Here is a 23691-nt window from a genome sequence, read left to right on the forward strand (position 1 = left end):
TAAAGAGTAGAAATACTCTTTACTTCTCTTCGTACTTGAGTTTTAAACCGTCACTGCCCATCACAAAACCGCTAATGACAATCTTTCCTTCATGTACCATTTTATGATGTTTGGCACACAATGGGATAAGGTTGTAACGGTGATTTTGGTGAAAGTGGTCGATGTTGCCGTGCTCATCTGCGCACTCTTGCGCTTTAATGTGATGCACCTCTTCAACATACTCATCACACAGCGCACATTTGGCAAGGTAGAGGTTTTTATTGTATTTACTGCGTTTTTTCTGCTTTAAAAGCTCCATATCGCCCAGTTCACCTGCAAGGCTTCTACGAATGTCGTAGGCGGTTTTAATAAACGTTGGGTCCATATGCAATGATTTTGCAAACTCTAAACCGTACAGTGAGCTTCCACTTCCAATTTCCAGTTTTCGGTTGTACAAAAGCTTGTCACTCTCCTCATCGTAACTCACACCCAAATGGAGGTAAATCACCTTTTTAAGCTCCGAAATGAGTGAAAGACGGTTTAGTTGATGTAAGTGCGTGGCAAAGACAAAGAAAGAGCCTAACGTGTGCATTTTAATGACGCTGCTTGCCACAATCGCCAAAGCCGATTCGGTCTCCGTTCCATGGCTAATCTCATCACCTAGTACAAGGGAAAACTCCGTGGCGCGGTTGAAAATATTTTTAAGCTCTAACATCTCCACCGTAAACGTTGAAAGCCCTTTGTAGAGATTATCATGGCTGATAATGCGTGTAAAGATTTTATCGAAAAGATGAAAACGCAGACTCGCACACGGCACAAAAAAGCCCGCTTGCGCCATAATGACGGCGATACCAAGGCTTTTCATTAAAGAGGATTTACCGCTGGAGTTGATGCCATAGAGCAAGATACCTTGCACATCATTCTCATGACACGCTTCAAGCGTAACATGATCGTGCGTGATCTCTGGCGTGCAATGCCCTAAGAAAAGATCGTTAGGAATGTAAATGCCATTCTCTTCGCGCGATTCAATGAGCGGATGACGTAGCCCTATGGCTTCAATAAAACGCCCTTTCTCTTGCATCGGTAAAAGCTCAGGTCGGACGTAGTTGTATAAAACGGCACATTTGGCATTGCTTAGCGCAACATCCAGTGTGCCCACAAACGAGATGAGATGCTCCAGCGTCAACGCATAATGCGTCTCGATTTTCTCTAACATCTCATCGTAACGTTGTTTCACCAATGCGATCATTTGAAGGTTGCTCAGCGTTATCTCTTGGGAAATCTCATCAATGAGTGAGGCAGAAATCTTCACGCTATTTTTGAGGTGCTTGTAGGTAAAATCTTTGAAGAAATAGTGTTGCTCGCCAATGGTGATAAAGCTTTGCATCAGTTTGTCTTCAATGAGCGCAAAACGGTTTCTGCTGATCGCAATGTAATGTCCCTCACTCTCCAACCATTCGATGCTCAGTGTGGAGCGATTGCCTTCTTCAAAGAGCGCTTCAATGTGGTTTGCGATGTGCTCGAGTGCGCTAAAACGCTCTTGTTTGTTTTGTTCTATTTTATCAATTTGCGGAAAGATCCCTTTTTGAAACAGATTTTCACTAATCTGATCTTTTCGAAATTTCGCGCAACTATCCAGTACAAAAGTATTTTTAAGCATCAAAAGCAGTGCTTCACTTTCATCGAAAAGCTCTTTGGGAATGGGTACTTTTTTAAGCTCTGCTGCTTTGAGAATGCCCAAAATCGCTTCAAGCGATGTCCCGAGGTAATCAAGCTCCAACGGGTGCAGCTTTTTAAGTGCAATACGCCTTAAAATGCGTTCCAAATCGTAGACTTGTTTGAGCGCAATTTCAAATTTTTTATAATCGCTGATGAGTTGAGCGCTTAAATCAAAACGCTCATTTAAGGTTTTAAGGTCACAAATGGGATTGAGCAGGCGCTCTTTTAAAAGCCGTTTTCCGATGGCGGTGGAGGTCTGATCGATCAGGTTTAAAAGCGTCATCTCCGAAGGGTTTTTAGAGATGATGTCGAGCTGTTCGAGTGCATTGTTGCCGATGTAGAGGTAACGACTGTTGCCAAGCAAAATAGGGCGGCTCATCTTCTCAATGATATTAGCATCGTGTTCGATGATAAAATCGCATAAAATCGCCAATGATTCACTGGCATATGGGTAGCGTTCGATGTCAAGATATTCGATGGGAGAGAGGAGGGAACGAATGGCGTAAATGCGTCCAAAAAGCTCGTTTTGATAGGTCACTTTCAAGCGCTCTTTGTTGATGCAATGAACTACGCTGGGCGTAATTTCAAGGTAATTTTGCACCCATTCTTTATCGATGCTCTCCGTGTTAAACGTGAGCACGATTTCGCTGGTTTTATAGGTTTGTAAAAGGTTAAAGATTTCATCGAGGGCATAGGTTTTATCTTCTCTTGTGCCATGCACTTCGTTGATCATCGTTTTACCGGTAGTGACATCAATCGCACTGTAGCCAACAGAATAAATTTGGTGATTGCAGTCAATCAACAAAGAGACGAGGTAGTTTTCACTGGATTCGATGAGATAGTCAAAATTCGTTCCGGGGCTTATAATGTTGGAGATGTAACGTTTGACATGCGGTGGCTCACCCTTTTGGCGTACCAAAACGATGGTGTATTTTTTACTTTGAACCAGGCGGTTGAGGTAGCGATCCAGCGAAACAGAAGGGATGCCCGCCAGCAGAGGATTTTGCAGTGAATTTTCTAAAATGGATTTGTTTTTACGGGTAAGCTGGATGTTGAGTAGCTCTGAAACTTCCTTGGCTTTACCGATTTGATGCGTTTCATTATTGACTTCATAGGTTTCAAAAAAAGAGCCGATTTCCATAAAAACAATGGTGTTCTTGCCATATTTTGCTTCAAAAAAGAGCTGAAGGTCGAAGTAAATTTCAGTGAGTAATCTCTCTTTTGAGCAGAGCATTTGCGCAATATTTTCAAGCATTCGTGTCGTTTCCACCTCGTTAAAGTGGTTAGATTATAGCGCACGAAAGCATAAAGTTTGGTTTGGTAAAAGCCGTTTTAAGGTACAATAATAGCACTTAATGTAAAGGATAACCATGGAGATTGAAATTTCAACCCCCGCCCTTTTGTTTCCTGCGGTTTCGCTTCTTTTGTTGGCGTATACCAACCGTTTTCTAGCGGTGGCACAACTGGTTCGCATGCTTCATCGCCAATCACAAGAGCGAGAAAACTGTGAAGAGTTCAAACAGATTCAAAGCCTCAAATACCGTTTGGAACTCACCAAATGGATGCAATTTTTTGGTGTACTTTCGATCTTACTCTGTACACTTTCAATGTTCGAGCTTTTTTTAGGGCTTTTTGGCATTGGTAAACAGATTTTTGGGCTGAGCCTTATTGCGATGTGTGTATCTCTTTTTATCTCTCTTTGGGAAGTGATGATTTCCACCAGAGCGCTTAATATGGAACTGAGCGATATGCACAATCGTTGCAAAATAATCGAGGATAAATGAACCAATACTTGCTTGTAGGCGAAAAAAACCGCCTCAAAATCAACCGTTATACCGACAATGGCGTGTACCTGATCTGTGAAGATCAAGATGAAGTTTTAATGCCGAATCAATACGTGACCTACGCGATGAAAGAGGGCGACGAGATCGATGTGTTTGTCTATTTTGACTCCGAAGATCGCATCGTGGCGAGTACCACCTTTCCTAAAGCAATGCTCGATCAATTTGGCTGTTTTGAAGTGGTCGATGTCACGCCCTTTGGAGCGTTTTTGGACTGGGGTTTGCCTAAAGACCTTTTGGTTCCCAAAGCGTTGCAGAAATTTCCTTTTTACGTCGGTATGAAGGTGATCGTTCAGGTCAGCTTGGACGATGAGACGGGGCGTATTATCGGAACACAAAAGTACAACGACTTTCTCAAAAAAGATTTGAGTGCGCTCAAACTCAAACAAGAGGTGAACCTTTTGGTGCGTGAACGCACCCCGCTTGGCTTTAAAGTGATTGTCAACAACCTGTACGATGGGCTCATCTTTCACAATGAAATTTTTGAAAACGTTGAGATTGGCGATGAAAAAGTGGGTTATATCAAAACCCTTCGCAAAGACGGCAAACTGGACATTGTGTTGCGCCCCATTGGCGATAAAAGCGATGAAGTTGCCGCGGCTAAGATTGTTGAGATTTTAAGCTTTACAGGTGGTTCGTGCGAGATGAATTACAAGAGCACACCTGAGCTGATTTCGGATCGTTTTGGGCTGAGCCGTAAGGCGTATAAACGTGCCCTTACCAAACTGATTGAGGCTAAAAAACTCGAAGTGAATGATGAAGGTATGCGTCTTTTATGAGTCGAATTGCCATCATCGGAGCAGGCGCCTCAGGTCTTGTCTGTGCCATTGAAGCTTCTCGCAAAGGGCATAATGTGACGCTCTTTGAGAAGAACAGTAAAGTCGGGCGTAAGATTTTAGCCACGGGGAATGGCAAATGCAATATCTCCAATGAAAAGATTCAGTTAGAGCGTTATCATGGAAAATCCCCAAGCTTTGCCAAAGAGGCATTGAAACGTTTTGACACCTTTACATGTAAAGCTTTTTTTCGCTCGTTAGGTCTGGAAATGCGCGAGGGCGAAGAGGGTAGACTGTATCCTATGAGCCATCAAGCTTCCAGTGTGGTGGATATGCTTTTGCATGAAGTGCGATCTTTACATGTAAACATTGTGCTTGAGTGCGAAGTCACCAAAATCGAGAAAAAAGATGCCGCATTTGTTTTACATGTAAACGAGAAAACAGATGTTTTTGATGCGTGTGTCATTGCCACAGGAAGCGTTGCAATGCCCACGCTTGGAAGTTCTGGTAGTGGGTATGGTTTTGCAAAAAGCTTGGGTCATAGCGTCATTGAACCGTACCCTTCTTTGGTGCAGTTTGTCTGTGACGAGTCTCACCTTAAAGAGGTGAGTGGCGTGAAGATGGACGCGAACGTAGAGCTTTACATCGACAATCAAAAATGCCAAAGTGTGCAAGGCGATCTGCTTTTTACAGCATACGGACTTTCTGGTTCGGCGATTTTAGACCTGAGCCGTAAAGCCTCTCATGCTTTGGTGCAAGGCGAATCCGTCGATGTCGTGCTCGATCTTTTGCCCAATCTTTCGCGCGAAGCACTGACTTCTCTGTTTCAAAAAAGGCTTGCCGTTGGCAAAGAGAAGTCACTCTCGTTGTGGCTTGAGGGGATGATACCTAAAAAATTAGCGTATTTCATCATTGAAAATACTCACCTATCTCATATCAAAGAAGCCTCATCCTTGGGCGCTAAAGAGATTAAAAAAATGGTGTTTGCACTTAAATCACTCCGTTTACATGTAAAAGCAACCAAAGGGTTTGAGAGTGCCGAAGTGTGTGCCGGTGGTGTCGATGTGAGCGAATTGGAGAGTAAAAACTTGATGTCAAAGAAGATTCAAAATCTCTATTTTTGTGGGGAAGTGTTGGACATAGATGGCGATTGTGGTGGTTTTAATCTTCATTTTGCATGGGCTTCTGGGTATCTTGTAGGACAGAGTCTTTAGCTTTTTAAATACACTATTATGTATACTCAATTGTAAAAAGTAGCTTCTTTTCTTCTTTGTCTCTTAAGCTATAGACAAGTACAATATAACACTTAAAGTTACATTTTCATTATAATTAAAGTGAATCATGGCACTCACTATGGACAAAAGAGGTACTTTGTTTACATTGAAAGACGATCGTTGGAGTAAAATTAAAAATAGTATTCTTACTCGCATCATTTTGTTCGCATTTATGATCATCATTATAGGTGGATTTACACGGTATTATCTCTCCTTTCAGACTATCCATACGAATCTTTTCAAAGTTCTTTCTATTCATCTAGAAGCACTTGCCGACGAGGGTGCCCAAGATGTCATACATAATTTAGACGTTCGAAAAAGATTTCTGACGAAACTGGCTTCTCTACTACCTCCTTCATTGCTTGAAGATCCAAAGGCACTCAAAAAGTGGCTTATAGAGCGAGAAGAATTAAACCCCGTTTTTTCAGGTGCTTTATTTGTTTTAAATAAAGAGGGTACGCTCATTGCTGGGAATGGTACTGAAATGATAGAAGCTGAAAAAGCCTATGCAGAGGATGGTTTTTTCAAGCAGGCTATGACACAAGCGTTTGTCATTGGAACACCGATTGTGAGTACGATTTCAACAGTACCTGTTCTTCCGCTTTCTGTGCCTATTAAGGATGATTTAGGGAATATACGTGCCGTCTTGGTAGGAATGACCAATTTTGACACTCCAGGTTTTTTTGATCGTGTCCTTAATGGTCATATTGGACAGACGGGTGGATTTTTACTGGTTGATGCTAAAAAACAAATTTTTGTTGCTGCTTCGCAAAAAGAACTCATACTCAAGCCCACGCCCAAACGAGGAGCAAATCTTTTACATGACAAGGCAATATCTGGTTTTAGAGGAAGTGGAATCACGATTAATGCTCATGGAATAGAAGAATTGTCCGCTGTGGCATCTGTTCCAGATACAGATTGGTTTGTCGTTTCTCGTATTCAAACCAAAGAAGCTTTTGCTATGGAAGAGAATATTAAAACAACTCTTATTCGAGCACATGCGGCAAGTCTCATTATTGTTCCTAGTATACTCTTCGCATTTTTATTTTTCTTTTTTAGACCTTTGCGAACGTCTGCTTCTTTGGCTGACAAGATGTCGTTAGGGGAAGTACCCCTTAAACCATTGCCAATCAAACGAATGGATGAGCTTGGTTATTTAACAGCAGCATTCAATCGGCTGATGGCAATGCTCTTGGAGAGTCAAAAAGAGCTCAAAGAGATAGCGCACTATGACTATCTCACCAAACTTCCCAATCGCTTTTTGATGGTTGATAGATTGGCGCAAGCATTAGCACGGTGTGCGAGAAATGACACACGACTTGCATTGCTTTTTATGGATTTAGATGGCTTTAAAGCGATCAATGATTCTTTAGGGCATAATGCAGGAGATGAAGCACTGATTGAAGTGGCGAAACGTTTTTCATCGTTGATACGCGCGAGTGATACATTGGCGAGAATTGGAGGCGATGAATTTGTGATTTTACTCAGTGATCTTGATGGTGACCTGTCTTGCGCAACGAGTGCTGCTAGTTTGGTCGTATCAAAGTGCACCGAAGCATTAAAAGAGCCCTTCATACTGAAAGGGAATAGACGGTATTTGGGCGTCTCCATAGGTGTGGCCATAGGCAATAAAGAGAGCTTGCTGGATGATTTAATGGTAGAAGCTGATACCAAAATGTATAAAACAAAAAATAGAACCATACCTCACATCAACGCAATACCTTCCTCGGTTAACATACCTCTACGATAAGAGGCTCTTTGTCGTTTACATGTAAAGGTGTTTGAATCATAAAAAGAAACATTACTCTTTATGTTCTGGTTGTTGAAAAATCATGTAGATGACAAAGGCAAAAAAGCCAATGATAATTGCGGTAAAGAGTAATGAAAACGTTTTAACCACAACGTACGCCACAATCAAAATAGAAAGAAGCGTTGGAACTTCATTATAAGCGCGAAAAAACTTGCCACTGCGTTTGCACTCATCGTTCTCAAGTTGTACTCTAAAATATTCTAATGAAAATGAATAAGCTGTCATTATAGCGACCACAACAAGTTTTGCATAAAGCCATTCGCCTGTTTCAAATAAAATAGGATTCACGATAAGCATAGCCGCACCACTTAAAAGGGTTGCCCAAAAAGCAGGTAGACCGATATATTTGTAGACTTTGTACTCTTGAATTTTGACGACTTCAACAAATTCACTCTTGTGTGAGTGTTCTACATGGTAAACAAAAAGACGCGGTAGATAAAAAAGCATTGCCATCCATGACATAAACGCCATAACATGAAAGGTTAAAATCCAACTATAATATGCCATCTTCCGCTCCTGCAAAAATCTTGGTGCAATTATAGCAAGTCAACATGGTTTTTTGTAGGATTTTTAACAACACTCCATTTCGGCTTTTTCCATCAACTCAATCCCTTTTTCAAAATCATACTCCTCAAAAAGAGCGGAGAGATAAAAGACATGTGAGCAAATATGGTAGAGAATATCTTTTGAATCATGCTTCGCAAAAATAGCTTTGTAATCTTTAGGAATAAGTGTTTCAAAACGAATCCACAAATCATTTTTTGCTTCAGGACGAAGTTCGAAAAGTTCGTACATAGCATCTAACACGTAGGTAGCATTTTCATAGCAGTCAATATTATGAAAACTCACATAGCGATCACGTACTTCTTCCATTATGTAGCCTTTTTAAAAGGTTTATGCATGTTGTATTCCACAAGCTTACATTTTTTGAACATATACTATTTTTAATGTATTGATAAGTTTTCAAAGAAATCACATACAGCCTATATTGAAAGAAGCAAAAGCATTTTGATTTCTAGTGCAATACTTCTTCTAAGCTCTGATTTAAGAAATCATCGACTGTTTTGGTGTACGTTACATCTTCGCCTAAAAGTTTGTTGATTTCTCGGTGGCTCATATTTTCTTTCAATAATAAAGTTTTTGTTCCAAATGTAGCTGCTTTGGTTAAAAACTTTTCTGCTTGGGGGCATGAGTCATCACGTTTGGTGGAGCAGACGGCAAGAAGCGGCATACGCTTTGTCGTAAGCTGATGATACGGTGAAAGGCTTTGCCAATAGACAGGGTTTGTTCCAAAGGCTGGGTCATACAGACGCATGTGTTTGGCACTCATAAGGGCTGGTGTGTCCATCACAGCACTGTCAAGAAAAACAGCAGCAATAGGCGGCGTGATCGAATAGGTAGTATATAAGCTATTTGAAGAGGCAATAAGCGCGATGATATGTGCACCTGCCGAGTGTCCCATAATGATAAACTTAGTTTTATCTCCATCCCAAGAAGCACTTTTTTCTTGAGCAAATCCCAGTGCTTTAGCGACATCATGGAGTTGCTCATTTACTGGAGCTTCAGGGAGGAGTTTGTAATTGGTAGAGATGACAATGTAGCCTTTTTTGACCCAATAATTGACTTTGTTTTCCACCACACTTTGAGACTTTTTATCGCCGATTCGCCATGCGCCTCCATGTACCATAAAGATGACGGGAGCCAGGGAGTTGGTGTTTACATGTAAAGGGGTGTAGACATCAAAACGCTCTTTGGCATCCGTGCCATAACTGACATTGGCAATGAGACGAACATTGTTGGAAAAACTCGCTTCCTTCGTCTCTTCCTCTTCCTCTCCAAATCCTAAACGATCGCGCAAAATACCTGCATGCAAGCTTTGAAACAGCACAAGTGCTAAAAGCGCAAAAACAATTTTTTGAACCATTAAAACTCCTCTGAGAGATTTACATGTAAGCTAAAAGGCTCTTAAATATGAAGGCTCAATGAGCGCTTTTTTTCCTTCTTCTTTGGCTGCGAAAAAGACAAAATTAGGATTGCGCAACAGTTCTCTGCCGTAAGCCACCAAATCGCAAAAGCCTCCTTGCAAAAGCTTTTCTCCCTCTGCTGCGGTGGTAATAAGCCCAACGGCAATCGTTGGAATTCCCACACTTTCACGAATCACTTTGGCATATGCTGCTTGGTAGAGTGGCACAATGTCGGGTGTTTTTTGCGCTTCATTATTGCCACCTGCTGAGACGTGAATCATTGCAACACCAATGCTTTGAAGCTTTTTGGCAAGATAGATGCTCTCTTCAATATTCCAACCTTTTTCCATCCATTCATCAGCACTGATACGTACAAAGAGGGGTACTTCTTGGGTTGCATCCAAAATGGCTTGCGCAACTTCGATGACAAATGAACAACGGTTTTCCAAGCTCCCGCCGTATTGGTCGGTACGTTGATTGGTAAGAGGCGATAAAAATTCGCACAACAAATAACCATGAGCAGCATGCAACTCAAGAAACTCATATCCTGCATAGGTGGCACGAAGGGCAGCTTGAACAAAATGCTTTTTAATCCCTTCAAGTTCAGCAAGACTGAGTTCATGTGGGAGTTTATAACCATTGCTTTCACTAAATGCCAGTGGACTGGGTGCAACTGGTGTTGAAGAGGCACAGAGGCTTTTACGTCCTGCGTGGGCGAGTTGTATCCCCATTTTTGCACCGTATTCATGGCAGAGGTGAACCAGTTGTTGATGACCTGGTACTTGAGCATCATCCCAAAGTCCTAGATCGGTTTCGCTGATTCTGCCACGGGCTTCGACTGCTGTGGCTTCGACGATAATCAATCCCACACCTCCCATGGCACGTGTCGTATAATGGACGAGATGAAAAGGAGTGACTTCTCCATCACTTTCGGCTTTATACATACACATCGGTGGCATGACCACTCTGTTTTTAAGGAAAATTCCATTTTCTTCATACGGACTTAAAAGTAGGCTCATCATCACTCCTTTATTTGGTTGTTAAAAGTTCATTTTCTTTCCATCCACCACCGAGTGCTTTGAAAAGTTCTGCTTGAGAGGTTAGTAAGTATTGTTTGGTTGCAACAACATTTAAAGAAGCAGAAAGAACGCCTTTTTGGGCATCTAAGACTTCAAGTTGGTTAGCAACGCCTTGATTGAAGCGTTTCGTGGAGAGATCTAACACTTTTTGGTAGGCTTTCAACTCTTCTTTTTGGAAAGAAAGTCTACTTTGGGCTAAGTTCTCTTTTGCCAGCGCATCATGTACCTCTTTATAGGCTTTTTTGACGCTTTGTTCATAGTTTACAAGCGAAGATTGCAAGTCGGTTTCTGAAATGGCAACACGTTGTTTGATCCGTCCAAAATCAAAAATAGGCACACTGAGGCTTGGTCCAAAGCTCCACCGGTTCGCACTGGATTTGAGAATATTGCTTAGATCGTCACTTTGTTGACCGTAACTGCCTGTGAGGCTAATCGTTGGAAAGTAGGCGGCTTTTTCAACCCCAATAAGTGCATTTTTACTTTTAAGATTTTCCAGTGCTTCTTGAATATCGGGGCGATTTTCCATCAATGTGGAAGGAACACCTGCTGGTATCGTGAGTGCATTGGGTAAGCTTGCTTCTGAGTTTTTATCTTCAAAAAGTGCTTGTGGATTTTTGCCCAACAAAATCGTTAAAGCACTTTGTTGGAGTTTATAACTCTCCATCAAGCTATTTTGAGAGGCTTTTACGTTGTTATACTGAGCAAGCGCTTGGTTCGCCAAGACATCACTAATGGTTCCCACTTTTTGCTGTTTTGCCCTAAATTCATAACTCTCTTTATACGACTGGGCAGTTTTTTCTAAAATGGCCATACGCGCTTGGAGGGAAGCTAAGTTAAAATACGCACTGATTACATCGTGAATGAGTGCATTGCGAACGGTTTCGCGTGAAGCTTGTGTGGCGAGATAAAGTGACCAGTTGGATTCACTCTGATTAGAAAGACGTCCCCAAAAATCAACTTCATAAGCAAGCCCTAACCCTAGCGTAAAGTCAGAGTAGGTAGCTGACTTGTTCTTCGTGTTATAAGCTTCATTACTGGTTTTTTGGCGTGTATCACCAGCATTGGCACTGAGTGTTGGAAACTCATTGTCTGTGCTGAGCCCGTAAGCTTGACGCGCTTTAATGACTTTTAAAGCGGAGAGTTTAAGATCATCACTGCCTACAAGAGCCTCATCCACAAGGGCGTTAAGTTTCGTGTCATTAAATTGTTTCCACCATTCTTTGTTTACATGTAAAGCTTCTTGCGTCGTTTGTGGTACATCCACTTTAGGAACATTGAGCTCGGGAGAGAGCGAACAACCACCCAAAAAGAGGATTGTAACAAAGGATAAAAGGGTAATGCTACGAGTCATGAACGACTCCTTTTTGAATCAATTTTCTCTTTAGTCTTCATAATAAGGTAGAAAAAGAGCGGTACAAAAAAGGTACCGATCAAGGTCAATGTAATCATACCACCCACAACGGTTGTTCCAATAATATGGCGACTATTGGCTCCAGCACCTGTGCTTAAGGCAAGGGGGAGTGTTCCTGCAATAAAGGCAAAGGAAGTCATAACGATAGGGCGGAAACGAATACGCGCTCCTTCGATGGTCGCATCTAAAAGATTATAGCCTTCATGCATTTTTTGTATCGCAAATTCAACCATCAAAATGGCGTTTTTAGACGATAGTCCTACCAGTGTTACAAGTCCGACTTGGAAGTAAATATCATTTTGCAAATCTCTAAAATAAACTGCAAGAGCAGCACCAAAGAGTGCAAAAGGAACAGCCAGTACAATGGCAAATGGAATCGTCCAGCTTTCATAAAGGGCAGCCAAAATCAAGAAAACAAAGATGATGGCATAAATAAAGGCGGTATTTCCACTTTTTTCAAGCTGTTTCTCTTGGTAGGATGTTCCTGCCCATGCAATGGTATAGCCATTAGGGAGAACCTCTTTAGCCACCTCTTCAATAATGCGTAACGCATCACCTGAACTGTATCCAGGGGCAGGTTGACCTGAAATTTGTGCGGCTTGAAACATATTGAATTTTTGGACAACTGATGGACCTACGATGCGTTTAATGCTTGCCAATGAGCTAATCGGGACGAGTCTGCCTTCACTGGATTTGACAAAAATGTCATTGTAGTTTTCGGTGCCTTCTCGAAAGGTACTCTCGGATTGAACGTTAACATGATAGGTTCTACCAAAGAGGTTAAAGTCGTTGGTATAGGTGTTACCAAACGTTGCTTGAATCGTTGTAAAAATATCAGCGACATCCACCCCTAAAGATTTAGCTTTTTCATTATCAACATTGATAAGAAATTGTGGGACATTGGTATTGAGCGTTGTACGCATGGCCGCAAGTTCTTTACGGGCACTTGCTTTTTCAATGATCGTTTTAACGTAACCATCTAGCACTTGGATATCAGAGCCTGTACGATCTTGAATGTACATCTCAAAGCCACCCGTGGTACTCATACCCATAATAGGTGGAGGTGTCACAGGAATGAGCATTGCCTCTTTATTTTGAAAAAGCCCCATCATCATTTTACCAGCAATGGCTTGGGATGTTTGATCTGCACGAGGACGTTGATCCCAATCTTTGAGACGTACGAAACTAATACCTGCATCAGTTTTATAAGCACCGGTAATGAAGTCAATTCCCGACATTGCACCAACACGTTCCACATTGGGATCTGTGAACGCAAAATTACTGACCTCTTGGCTGACTTTTTGAGTACGACCTAAAGAAGCACCTGGCATAAGGTTGTTGATGACTAAGATAATACCTTTGTCTTCGTTGGGAACTAATCCTGTTGGAATACGTGTTGTAATCAGGTAGATTGCAAAAATCATTACACCAAAAACAGCCACATTCATGATGCCAAAGCGAATGGTTTTACGTACACCTGTGGAAAAAAGTTTTGTGCCTACTTCAAAAAGTGCATTAAATTTTTGGATGAGCCAAAAAGGTTCACTCTCATGTTTACGCAATAAAAGAGCACATAAAGCCGGTGTTAGTGTCAATGCCACGATACCCGAAATGGTAACAGAGATAATAACGGTCATCGCAAATTGCTTGTACATCATGCCACTAAATCCACCCATAAAGGCAGCAGGAATAAAAACGGCACACAGAACCATTACGATGGCGATAACAGGATTGGTGATCTCACGCATTGCTTTAATGGTTGCATCTTTAACGCTTAAATCTTCTTCATCCCTTAAAATTCTCTCGACATTTTCGATAACAACAATCGCATCATCAACAACCAAACCAATCGCTAAGGTTAGACCAAAGAGTGTTAACAGGTTGATTGAAAAGCCTGCGGCATAAAAGCCTGCAAAGGTTCCAACGATGGAAACTGGAATGGCAAGGACAGGGATAAACGTTGCTCGAAGATTTCCTAAAAAGAGGTAGATGATACCTACAACGAGGGCAATGGAAAGAAGTAGGGTAAAAATAACCTCATGGATGGATTCTCTTACAAAGGTGGTAGGATCATACGCCGTATTGATTTGAAGATCCGCTGGAAAATTGGTTGAAATTTCAGCCAGTTTTTTATCGAGCAGATCAGAGACTTCCAATGCATTTGCGCCTGAGGCTAAAAAGATACCTATAGGAATCATTGGATTATTGTTGTAGATACCACCAAAATAGTAAGCTTCAACACCCAATTCAACACGGGCAACATCTTTGAGTTTTAACGATGAGCCATCCGCATTAGACTTAAGGATAATATTTTCAAATTCGGTTGCATTTTTAAGTCTGCCATCGGTTTTGACAGTATAGGTAAACGTAGGCTCTTTCTCCATCGGTTCTTGTCCGATTTGACCTGCGGCATACTGTTCATTTTGACTTTTAATGGCATTGACAACTTCGGCAGTTGTGAGCTCATAGGTAGCCAATTTATCAGGGTTAATCCAAGCGCGAATCGAATAGTTTTTATTACCAAAGATACTCACATCACCAACCCCTGGAATTCGCTTAAGGTCATCGACAATATTGACCAGTGCGTAATTGGAGATAAAGGTTGTGTCATGAACATTCCCTTTAGACGTAAGTGCCAAAACTTTCAAAATATCAGGTGATCGCTCTCTGGTTGAAACACCTTGTCTTCGTACCGCTTCAGGAAGTTTATTGGTCGCAATTTGAACGCGGTTGTTGACATCGACTTTGGCTTGGGCAACATCAGTTCCAATTTGAAAATAGACGCTAATGCTCACACTACCACTTGGCGATGCTGTTGTGGTCATATAGAGCATATTTGGAACGCCGTTGATTTCCTCTTCCAAAGGAGCAGCAACGGTGGTCGCTAAGGTTTGCGCATCAGCTCCTGGGTAGGTTGCAGAGACGATGATCTGTGGCGGAGCGATGCTAGGGTACTCTTGCACCGGCAAAGACTTAATCGCAATAATACCTGCCAATATAATTACAATCGAAACAACGGTTGCAAAAATAGGGCGATTGATAAAGAACTTTGAGAACATTATTTTGCCTCTTCGTTAGTCACTTTATCCACTTTGACAGGGGCTCCAGCTTTAATTCTGAAGAAATTATTAACGATGACAACATCGCCAGCTTTGAGTCCACTTTCGATAACGTAGTCATTTTCACTCGCTTCGCCCATTTTGACAGGTTTAACAACAGCTTTACCATCTTCCACGACAAAAACAATGGTGCCAAGAGGATTTTGAAGCACCGCTTTTTGAGGTACTTTAATAACGTTATTACGCGTCAAACCTATAAGATTGACTTTCACAAATTGGTTAGGCAAAAGCTCTTTATCGACATTTTTAAAGGTAGCACGAGCTTTGAGTGAGCCTGTTTTGGCGTTGAGTGAACTGTCTAAAAAATCTACCACACCGATCTCTTTAAATTTGGCATCGCCAACTTGTAAAGAAGCTTTGAGTTTACCTTCCGTTGGGTTTGACCATTTACCATTTTTGATGTTGTACTTTTGTTTCATGATATCAATATCAGGGATGGAAAATTCTACATGTAAAGGATTGATCTGTGTAATATCCACAAGCGCTGTTCCATCGGTTACAAGGGAACCAACATCGACTTGTTTCAGTCCTGTCATACCACTCATGGTTGCTTTAATAGTCGTGCGGTCTAAATTGATGGTGGCATTTTGTAAAGCAGCTTTGGCACTGGCTAAACTGGCTTTTGCCCCTTCATATGCCCAGTATGCGGTATCTTTTTCTTGTTCACTGGAAGCTCCAGAATCGTAAAGCGCACGAATTCGCTCCCAATCTTTCCCTGCTTTTTGCATTTGAACATCCAAGGCATTGACATTGGCTTTAGCAAGATTGAGCGCTGCTTCATAGGTGTCAGGTTCAATTTTGTAAAGCACATCACCTTCTTTAACAAAATCACCTTCATTAAAGAATTTTTTGAGCAAAATGCCGTTGGCACGTGCCTTAATTGTGACACTTTGAGAACTGAGTGTTTTACCAGGATATTGAAGTGTTAATGCTTCTTCTTTAGCCGAAGCAATTTTAAATACATCAACTGCTGGAGCAGGGGCATTTGTGGCAGCAGCTGCAGGTTGCTTCTTTGCTTCCTCTGCATAGCTTTGCGTTCCAAGAGCTAGACACGTGACGAGAAGAAAAATCTTTTTATTAAGTAAGAACATCCGCATTCCTTGTGTGATTATAATGAGACTATTTTAACATATCGCTGTTAATAATATGTAAATAATAAAATTTGCGATCATGCTTTAATAAACTTTAAATGCAACACCCTTTATAATCAAGCAAAAGATGATGTTAAGGATATGTCAATGCAAACCTTAGGCGATGAAATTTTACTGGATGAAACGTCTTTATTGGTTTCCGAAACGGATGCAAAAGGCGTTATTGTTTATGCGGATGAGACTTTTGCCAAATTTTCTGGGTATACCTTAGAAGAGTTAATTGGGCAGCCTCATAATATGATTCGTCATCCTGATATGCCCAAAGCGGCATTTAAAGAGCTTTGGGAGACCATTAAACATGGCAATACATGGCAAGGGTTTGTCAAAAATAGCACTAAAAATGGAAAGTATTATTGGGTTTATGCAACTATCTTTCCTTTTGGAAAAGATCATTATCTCTCTGTTCGCAAAATGGCAAGTCGAGATGAGGTGGAAAAATATTCAAAACTTTATGCTGCAATGCGCGCAAGTGAGGGAAAATAATGAAACATTTATCCATACAATTTAAAGTGACCTTACTTCTTGTCATCTCTTTGGTAATGACGGCAGTTGTCTCGACAATAGTTGTCGCTTTTTTAATGAAAAGTGATGCTTCAGAGCGACTGGATAGTGTTCGAGCAGTCATGACACGAGAGAAGGTCGAAGCACTCTCCGATAAAGTTAAGATCGCGTATCACGTGGTGAATTCGTTTTATGAGGCATTGCAAAATGATCCCGAGAAAAATGACCCTGTCGTGGTGAGTGCTTATCAAGAAAAAGCAAAAATTGCAATCAAAAAACTGCGCTTTGGCGAAGATGGATACTTTTGGATTAATGATTTTACTCCTAAAATGATCATGCACCCCATCAAATCTTCCTTAGATGGATCTGATTTGAGTGGTTCAAAAGACCCTAAAGGGAAGTTTTTATTTAAAGAAATGGTTGAAGTTGTCACTAAAAATGGTAAGGGTGTCGTGCATTATTTATGGGAAAAACCTGGTTTTACAACACCGCAAGCGAAAATCTCTTTTGTCGAAGGGTTTAAACCGTGGGGATGGATTATAGGAACAGGTGTTTATGCCGATGATATTGACGCTCTAGTGCTTAAAGAGAAGCAAAAACTGGATGAAGCGCTGCTCTCTTTGATCTTGCGTAATAGCATTATTCTCTTCATTGTTGTCATACTTTTCTCTTTTGTCTCACGCTATTTGAGCCAAAAACTCATTGGCCGCAGAATGGCAGCATTGAAACGGTATGTAGAAGATTTTGGACTTTATGTAACCAACAAAAAGAATCTCATTGATGAACGTTTGGATGATCATGCTGATGACGAAATAGGCTCAACCGTGAGTGTTATTGATAAAACGTTTAAAGATTTTGAAAAATTACATCTGGATGATATTCGTGTTGTGGGTGAAGTTCTTATCATCTGTTCTAAAATGTCCAATGGTTATATGAACAATAAAACCTCCTTCATCTCTTCTAACTTCCTAACCAATAGGCTTTCGTATGAAATTGATGCGATGATTGCCAAAGTGAATGAAGTGATGCAAGCAACACTTTCCTCTTTGAATAATTTTCAAAAAGGTGACTTTAGCAAGCCTATCCCTATTGCAACGAATGGGGAACTTAAAGAGTTGGTTGAGGGCGTCAATGCGCTTGGTAGTGCTCTCTCCAAAATGATTCGTGAAAATGCTGAACAGAGTGCACAACTGCATGAAAATGCCAACCAACTAGCAAGCTCTGTGGCAACAATCAAAAATGAACCACTCAGCGATCTTAATCGTATTGTTAAAAAAACGACGGCATCAATGCACGAAATGGGCTTGGTTCAACAACATCTTGCCGAAACGCTCAGTACATTGACTCAAAATGCCAAAGAGGCAAATGACATCTTAAATATGATTGGTGATATAGCCGATCAAACCAATCTTTTAGCACTTAATGCCGCCATTGAAGCAGCACGTGCTGGGGAACATGGCCGTGGTTTTGCTGTTGTTGCCGATAACATTCGCGAGCTTGCTGATAAAACAAGCCATTCACTCACCCAAATCCAAGCGACGATTGGTGTCATCGTTGGTGGTATTGTTGATAGCTCGGCTAAAATGAGTACAAATGCTAAAGAGATGAATAGCTTGACTGGCGACGTTGAAGAGATTCAAGAAAAGACCAGTGATATTTTAAATATTATGAGTAAATTAGGCTAAATTACGTTACATGTAAAGATAACATACTTTACATGTAACCCTTCCATTTTGTTTTTTCCTTTATCTTTTTCCATATTTTCCGATTTAGGTATGGGGCAAATAAAATGAAGGAGATGGACATGAGTACCATCAACGCATCTTACACCAACCAAGTTCTGGTAGATCAAAATCAAAATACCTCCAGTAACAGTTCTACATCTTCAACTAAAACTGAAGGAGCCGTGTCAAGTGTGGCAGAAACCTCCAGTAGTACACCTGTTGATAGCGTTGAAATTTCGGATGAGGCAAAAGCATTGGCTGCTAGCAGCACAACGAGTGCTAGTTCAAGTAGCGGTGATACGTCTTCATCGTCATCATCAACGAGTAGTAAAAGTAGTGGTTCAAGTAGTGCACAAAGCGGGGGCGCAAGTGCAGCTTCAGGAGCCAGTAGTTCGTCATCATCTTCAAGTAGTGCAACGATAGATGCGCAGATAGAAGCGCTTGAAAAGAAAATCGCTGCGCTTGAAAAAGAGATCGCTGCGCAGCAAAAAACAGCTAAAAATGATGAGCAAAGTGCGAAAGATCTTCAAACAAAAGAGGCACTTTTGGCTTCTTATCAAGCACAGCTTGTGGAACTTGAAACACAAGCTGCTAAATCAACTTCTGCCTAAATAACCTATTTGGCTTGGGCAAAAGCTTTACATGTAACGTTTACATGTAAAGCTTTTTAGGCAACCCTTACACCCTCTTAAGTCCTCATTCGCTACAATAGATTCAAAATGAAAAAACTAATTATTGATGAGAAACCATGAGCGACACACCTTACACACATTTACATTTACATACTGAATATTCACTCCTTGATGGCGCCAATAAAATAGGCAAGCTGGTCAAAAAACTCAAATCCCAAGGCGTGACTTCTGTTGCCATAACCGATCATGGAAACATGTTTGGCGCGATTGATTTTTACAAAACCATGCGTAAAGAGGGCATTAAGCCGATCATTGGCATGGAAGCGTACATTCACAACCAAGAGGACATCGGCGATAAAACCACCAAACAACGTTTTCACCTCTGTTTATACGCTAAAAATGAGGTCGGTTATAAAAACTTGATGTATCTGGCTTCCATGAGTTACATCAAAGGCTTTTACTACTATCCACGTATTAACAAACAGATGTTACGCGAACACTCCGAAGGGCTGGTTTGCTCGGGTGCGTGTCTGCAAGGCGAAGTCAACTGGCATCTGAATCTCAACAACAAACGTAATGTCCAATTTGGCGCAAAAGGGTATGAGCGTGCCAAAGAAGTAGCGCTTGAGTACAAAGCAATTTTTGGCGAGGACTTTTACTTAGAGCTGATGCGCCATGGTATTACCGATCAACACTTCATCGACGATGATATTTTGCGCATCTCCAAAGAGACGGGCATTAAAGTGATCGCCACCAATGACACCCACTACTTAGAGCAAGACAATGCCGAAGCGCACGAGGCGTTTATGTGTATTGCGATGAACAAAGAGTTTGATGACCCTAACCGTCTGCGCCACTCCGTACACGAGTTTTACCTCAAATCGCCTGCGCAAATGAGCGACCTTTTTGCCGACATCCCTGAAGCGATTTCCAATACGCAAGAGATTGTGGAAAAGTGTAATTTGGAGATTAAACTGGGCGATCCAACGCCTCCCAAATTTAAATTTACCAAAGAGTATGCCGCCAAAGAAGGACTCAGTTTTGAAAGCGATGATGAGTTTTTTGCGTACCACAGCCGTAAAGGATTGGAAAAACGCCTTTTACATGTCGATGCGAGTAAGCACGAAGAGTATCGCGCTAGACTGGAGCGGGAAATTGACATTATCTGCAAGATGAAATTCCCCGGTTACATGCTGATCGTTTGGGATTTTATCCGTGAAGCCAAAGAGCGCGGTGTGCCCGTAGGTCCTGGACGGGGTTCAGCAGCGGGTAGTTTGGTCGCATTTTCGCTTTTCATTACCGACATCGACCCGATGCCTTATAACCTGCTCTTCGAGCGATTTTTGAACCCTGAACGTATTAGTATGCCCGATATCGATATTGACTTTTGTCAGAGTCGTCGTGGTGAAATCATCGACTACGTCGTGGAAAAATACGGACGTTACAACGTGGCGCAAGTCATCACGTTTGGTAAACTCTTAGCCAAAGGAGTCATTCGTGACGTGGCGCGTGTTTTAGCGATTCCGTATGCTGAAGCCGATGCGATGGCAAAACTGATCCCCGATGAACTGGGCATTACGCTCAATGGTGTGGGAACAGAGGGCGAAGAGGGGTATAAACCAGGTGCCTACCAAAAAGAGCCCAAACTTCGTGAACTCATCGAAAGCAGCCCTAAGATGCAACGCGTGTGGAAATTCGCGCTCGCTTTAGAAGGACTGAATCGTAACTCGGGTATGCATGCCGCGGGTGTCGTTATTAGCGATGAAGAGTTGTGGCATAAAACGCCACTTTATCAGCCCTCCGGCGAAGATCATCTTGTGACCCAGTATTCGCTCAATTACCTTGAAGATGTGGACTTAATCAAGTTCGACTTTTTGGGTCTGAAGACCCTAACGGTGATTGATAATGCGCTGAAACTGATTCGCGCACGTTACCAAAAAGAGATAGATTTTACGACGATTGATATGAACGACCCTAAGGTGTATGAACTGATTCAAAGCGGTGAAACGGTGGGATTGTTTCAGATTGAGTCCAGTGGTATGCAATCTTTGAATGAACGCCTCAAACCGACTAACTTTGAAGACCTGATCGCCGTACTTGCACTTTATCGCCCAGGTCCGATGGAGTCAGGCATGCTCGATGACTTTATTGAGCGAAAGAACGGTTTAAAAGAGATCAGCTACTTCTTTGATGAGTTTACGAAACCGCTTCGCCCGATTTTGGAGCCAACGTACGGGGTTATCGTTTACCAAGAACAGGTTATGCAGATCGTTCAAGCGATTGGCGGTTTTAGCCTTGGCGAAGCGGATTTGATTCGTCGTGCGATGGGTAAGAAAAAGATCGACTACATGAAACAAAAAGCCGAAGAGTTTGCGCAAGGTGCGGTCAATCAAGGGCTCGATCGTGCGCATGCCATTGAGCTGTTTGGCTTAATCGAGAAGTTTGCAGGATACGGTTTTAACAAATCGCACTCCGCGGCGTACGCGATGGTTACCTTTGAGACAGCGTATCTGAAATGCTACTATCCGCAAGAGTTTATGGCGGCACTTCTCACTTCAGAGCAAGACAATACCGATAAAATCGTAAAGTACATCGATGAGGTCAAACGTCTTGGTTTGAAGCTTTTACCTCCTTCCATTCAGCACTCATTGATTGAATTTAGTGCGATTACCGACACCGATGGGCAAGAGGCGATTTTGTTTGGTATGGGCGCAATTAAAGGGGTCGGCAATGCGGCGATCAGCAAAATACTCGAAGCCAGAGAGGGCGCACTTTTTGCCGATATGAGCGATTTTATCTCGCGCATTGACAGCTCAAAGGTCAATAAAAAAGTGTTGGAATCGTTCATTAAATCGGGAAGTTTTGATGATTTTGGCTACTCAAGGCGTGCTTTACTCGAAAATATTGACGCCATCATTGAGGCAAGTGCGGAGTGTAGTCGGGCTAAAAAAATGGCAGAGTATTCCCTTTTTGGTGATGCCGAAGAGATGATGACGGTACAAGTGAGCATTGAGGATATTCCTGAATTTGATAATAAACGCATGCTTGAACTTGAGAAGGAGACGATTGGTTTTTACATCTCTGGGCATCCATTGGACGCATTTAGAGCAGAAATTGATGAGATGAGCTATACACTCTCCAGCGAGCGCGATCAAGTTGAAGATGGGAGTAAAGCCCTTTTTATTGGAAAAGTGGAAGGAATTACCGAGAAAATCAGCAAAAAAGGCAATAAGTTTGGCATCATCTCTTTGATGGATTTTCACGGTTCTATGGAACTCACGGTGTTTGAAAAACAGCTTGAATTGCTCTCTCGAATGGATTTGGAAAAACCACTCTGCTTTAAAGTCGATGTGAGCAATGATGGGCAGAATACCAAAATGCGTGTCATGAAAATCATGGAGCTCAGTGAAGCAAAAAAAGAGAAAATTGAGACCAAAGTCATTGAAGTGCCTCAAGAGCCCAAAGTGCTTCTGCTTGACCTGAGTGACGATACCAGTAAATTAGAGTTTTTATACCAAATTGTACGTCAAAATTCTGGACGCAGGCCACTTCATCTTGTCATCACGTCCAAGCTACAAGATGTGGTGATTGAGACAGGTTTTAGCGTGGATGATAGCATTGATGAACAGATCGCAGCACTTGAGTATGTGAAGGTCGTTTAGCCTTTACATGTAAAGATTAAACCAAACCTTTTTAGCGTGGAATTCGAATCTCAAAGCCTTTTGGATCTTCTAAAAGGTTGATTCTTCCACTGTGCGCTTGAATGATCTGCAACGAAAGTGCCAGTCCTAGTCCATTACCTTTGGTTTTGGTCGTTTTAAACGGTTCAAAAAGGATGTTTTTATTCTCAATCGCTTTGCCATCGTCCTTTACATGTAAAAGAAAAAACTCACAGTCTTGTACATACGAAATGCTGACATTTCCACTCTCATTTTCGCACTCTTCAATCGCATCAATCGCATTAAAAATAAAATTTTGAAGAACTAAGTTTAACAGTTCAAAATCGGCTTTAATCTCAACGTGAGGCAGATCAAAATGAAACGAAACCTCCTTGGTGTAGGAGTAGTGTGATATGGCTTGTTCACACTCTTTGATAAGGCGGTCAAGGTAGAAGTAACTTGGGTTGATTTGAACATTTTTGGTAAAAAGAAGGGTTGCTTTAATGATGCGTTCCACTCGCCAAATGGCCTTTTTAATTTCAGTGACGAGAGGTTTGACACTAGGATCTACTTTTTTGAGTAATGTAGAGGCAAGCAAAGAGACGGAGCCTATGGGGTTGCGAATTTCATGAGAAAGATGTGCCGCAACTTGTCCCATGGAAACAAGGCGTTCTTGGCGTTTTCCTTCCGTAATATCTGTAGCGGTAATGATTTTTTTATCGCTTTTTGTGACACTTTTAACCAGATAAGAGCGTCCTTCAAAATCAACTTCGCTCTCTTCTTCAATACGCAATCCTTCCAAAATAGCTTCCATTTTTTTAGCTTCACTATTTTGCAAAAAAATGGCACCATCTTCATCAAAAACCCACAAAGCATTCGGTTGTACTTCAATGATCTGACGAATAAAATCTTGAAGGGAGGTGTAGGAAACGCCCAGCTTTTTATACTCATCTTCAATGACATACGTTTGGTTAATCAGGTCTGCTAACCCTTGTTTAAAGAGCTCTTTTTCCTTAGCACTGAGGCTGTTGAGTAAATTTTCATCAATCATT

The 23691-nt window shown here is 41.6% G+C and carries 17 protein-coding genes and 1 pseudogene; 9 read left to right on the forward strand and 9 right to left on the reverse strand.

From position 1 onward, the window contains the following. Positions 1 to 19 precede the first annotated feature (19 nt). A complete protein-coding gene (locus Sdiek1_RS03670; RefSeq protein WP_238099139.1) occupies positions 20 to 2968 on the reverse strand; it encodes a MutS-related protein in 2949 nt (982 codons plus the stop codon). 100 nt (positions 2969 to 3068) lie between these two features. On the opposite strand from Sdiek1_RS03670, the gene Sdiek1_RS03675 reads away from it, so the two are divergent. The 4 genes from Sdiek1_RS03675 to Sdiek1_RS03690 all read left to right on the forward strand — a co-directional run bounded on the left by Sdiek1_RS03675 (position 3069) and on the right by Sdiek1_RS03690 (position 7339). Next, the gene (locus tag Sdiek1_RS03675; protein ID WP_087437946.1) at positions 3069 to 3482 is read left to right on the forward strand and encodes a DUF2721 domain-containing protein; all 414 of its coding nucleotides are present in this window, start codon (positions 3069 to 3071) and stop codon (positions 3480 to 3482) included. After that, positions 3479 to 4318: a CvfB family protein gene (locus Sdiek1_RS03680; protein ID WP_087437947.1), complete on the forward strand. Its 840-nt coding sequence runs from the start codon at positions 3479 to 3481 to the stop codon at positions 4316 to 4318. The genes Sdiek1_RS03675 and Sdiek1_RS03680 overlap by 4 nt, the downstream gene beginning before the upstream one ends. Then, complete coding sequence (locus Sdiek1_RS03685; RefSeq protein ID WP_087437948.1) at positions 4315 to 5529, forward strand: BaiN/RdsA family NAD(P)/FAD-dependent oxidoreductase; 1215 nt, start codon at positions 4315 to 4317, stop codon at positions 5527 to 5529. Before Sdiek1_RS03680 ends, Sdiek1_RS03685 begins: the two co-directional genes overlap by 4 nt. Positions 5530 to 5656: 127 nt before the next feature. Further along, positions 5657 to 7339 carry a diguanylate cyclase domain-containing protein gene (locus Sdiek1_RS03690; protein ID WP_087437949.1) on the forward strand — a complete coding sequence of 561 codons (1683 nt, stop codon included), beginning with the start codon at positions 5657 to 5659 and terminating at the stop codon, positions 7337 to 7339. 51 nt (positions 7340 to 7390) lie between these two features. Here the strand turns inward: Sdiek1_RS03690 and hemJ are convergent, their stop codons facing one another. From hemJ to Sdiek1_RS03725, 7 genes are all read right to left on the reverse strand, one after another. Next, positions 7391 to 7906, reverse strand: a complete 516-nt coding sequence (gene hemJ / locus Sdiek1_RS03695; RefSeq protein ID WP_087437950.1) for a protoporphyrinogen oxidase HemJ — start codon at positions 7904 to 7906, stop codon at positions 7391 to 7393. Between the two features lie 63 nt (positions 7907 to 7969). After that, the gene (gene cowN, locus Sdiek1_RS03700) at positions 7970 to 8272 is read right to left on the reverse strand and encodes a N(2)-fixation sustaining protein CowN (protein ID WP_087437951.1); all 303 of its coding nucleotides are present in this window, start codon (positions 8270 to 8272) and stop codon (positions 7970 to 7972) included. Between the two features lie 142 nt (positions 8273 to 8414). Then, positions 8415 to 9323 (reverse strand): alpha/beta hydrolase, encoded by a 909-nt coding sequence (locus tag Sdiek1_RS03705; RefSeq protein ID WP_087437952.1) that lies wholly within the window; start codon positions 9321 to 9323, stop codon positions 8415 to 8417. A gap of 30 nt (positions 9324 to 9353) precedes the next feature. Continuing rightward, positions 9354 to 10385, reverse strand: a complete 1032-nt coding sequence (locus Sdiek1_RS03710) for an NADH:flavin oxidoreductase/NADH oxidase (protein WP_087437953.1) — start codon at positions 10383 to 10385, stop codon at positions 9354 to 9356. Positions 10386 to 10392: 7 nt separating this feature from the next. Further along, complete coding sequence (locus tag Sdiek1_RS03715) at positions 10393 to 11793, reverse strand: efflux transporter outer membrane subunit (protein WP_087437954.1); 1401 nt, start codon at positions 11791 to 11793, stop codon at positions 10393 to 10395. Next, positions 11790 to 14912: an efflux RND transporter permease subunit gene (locus tag Sdiek1_RS03720; protein WP_087437955.1), complete on the reverse strand. Its 3123-nt coding sequence runs from the start codon at positions 14910 to 14912 to the stop codon at positions 11790 to 11792. The genes Sdiek1_RS03715 and Sdiek1_RS03720 overlap by 4 nt, the downstream gene beginning before the upstream one ends. Next, positions 14912 to 16063, reverse strand: a complete 1152-nt coding sequence (locus Sdiek1_RS03725; protein ID WP_161491979.1) for an efflux RND transporter periplasmic adaptor subunit — start codon at positions 16061 to 16063, stop codon at positions 14912 to 14914. Before Sdiek1_RS03725 ends, Sdiek1_RS03720 begins: the two co-directional genes overlap by 1 nt. A 147-nt stretch (positions 16064 to 16210) precedes the next feature. On the opposite strand from Sdiek1_RS03725, the gene Sdiek1_RS03730 reads away from it, so the two are divergent. From Sdiek1_RS03730 to dnaE, 5 genes and pseudogenes are all read left to right on the forward strand, one after another. Continuing rightward, entirely contained in the window at positions 16211 to 16606 is a 396-nt protein-coding gene (locus Sdiek1_RS03730; protein ID WP_087437957.1) for a PAS domain-containing protein, read from the forward strand. A 140-nt stretch (positions 16607 to 16746) separates the two neighbouring features. Beyond that, positions 16747 to 17151, forward strand: a pseudogene (locus tag Sdiek1_RS15660) (cache domain-containing protein); the annotation flags it as partial. Between the two features lie 771 nt (positions 17152 to 17922). Beyond that, entirely contained in the window at positions 17923 to 18309 is a 387-nt protein-coding gene (locus Sdiek1_RS15665; protein WP_228448201.1) for a methyl-accepting chemotaxis protein, read from the forward strand. A 119-nt stretch (positions 18310 to 18428) separates the two neighbouring features. Beyond that, a complete protein-coding gene (locus Sdiek1_RS03740) occupies positions 18429 to 18959 on the forward strand; it encodes a hypothetical protein (protein ID WP_087437959.1) in 531 nt (176 codons plus the stop codon). A gap of 137 nt (positions 18960 to 19096) precedes the next feature. Further along, complete coding sequence (dnaE, locus tag Sdiek1_RS03745) at positions 19097 to 22642, forward strand: DNA polymerase III subunit alpha (RefSeq protein WP_087437960.1); 3546 nt, start codon at positions 19097 to 19099, stop codon at positions 22640 to 22642. 31 nt (positions 22643 to 22673) lie between these two features. Here dnaE and Sdiek1_RS03750 read toward each other — a convergent pair whose 3' ends face one another. Then, on the reverse strand, positions 22674 to 23690 hold the full coding sequence (locus Sdiek1_RS03750) for a sensor histidine kinase (protein WP_087437961.1): 1017 nt from the start codon (positions 23688 to 23690) through the stop codon (positions 22674 to 22676). Position 23691 lies beyond the last annotated feature (1 nt).

Source organism: Sulfurospirillum diekertiae, assembly GCF_002162315.1.
Lineage (GTDB): Bacteria > Campylobacterota > Campylobacteria > Campylobacterales > Sulfurospirillaceae > Sulfurospirillum.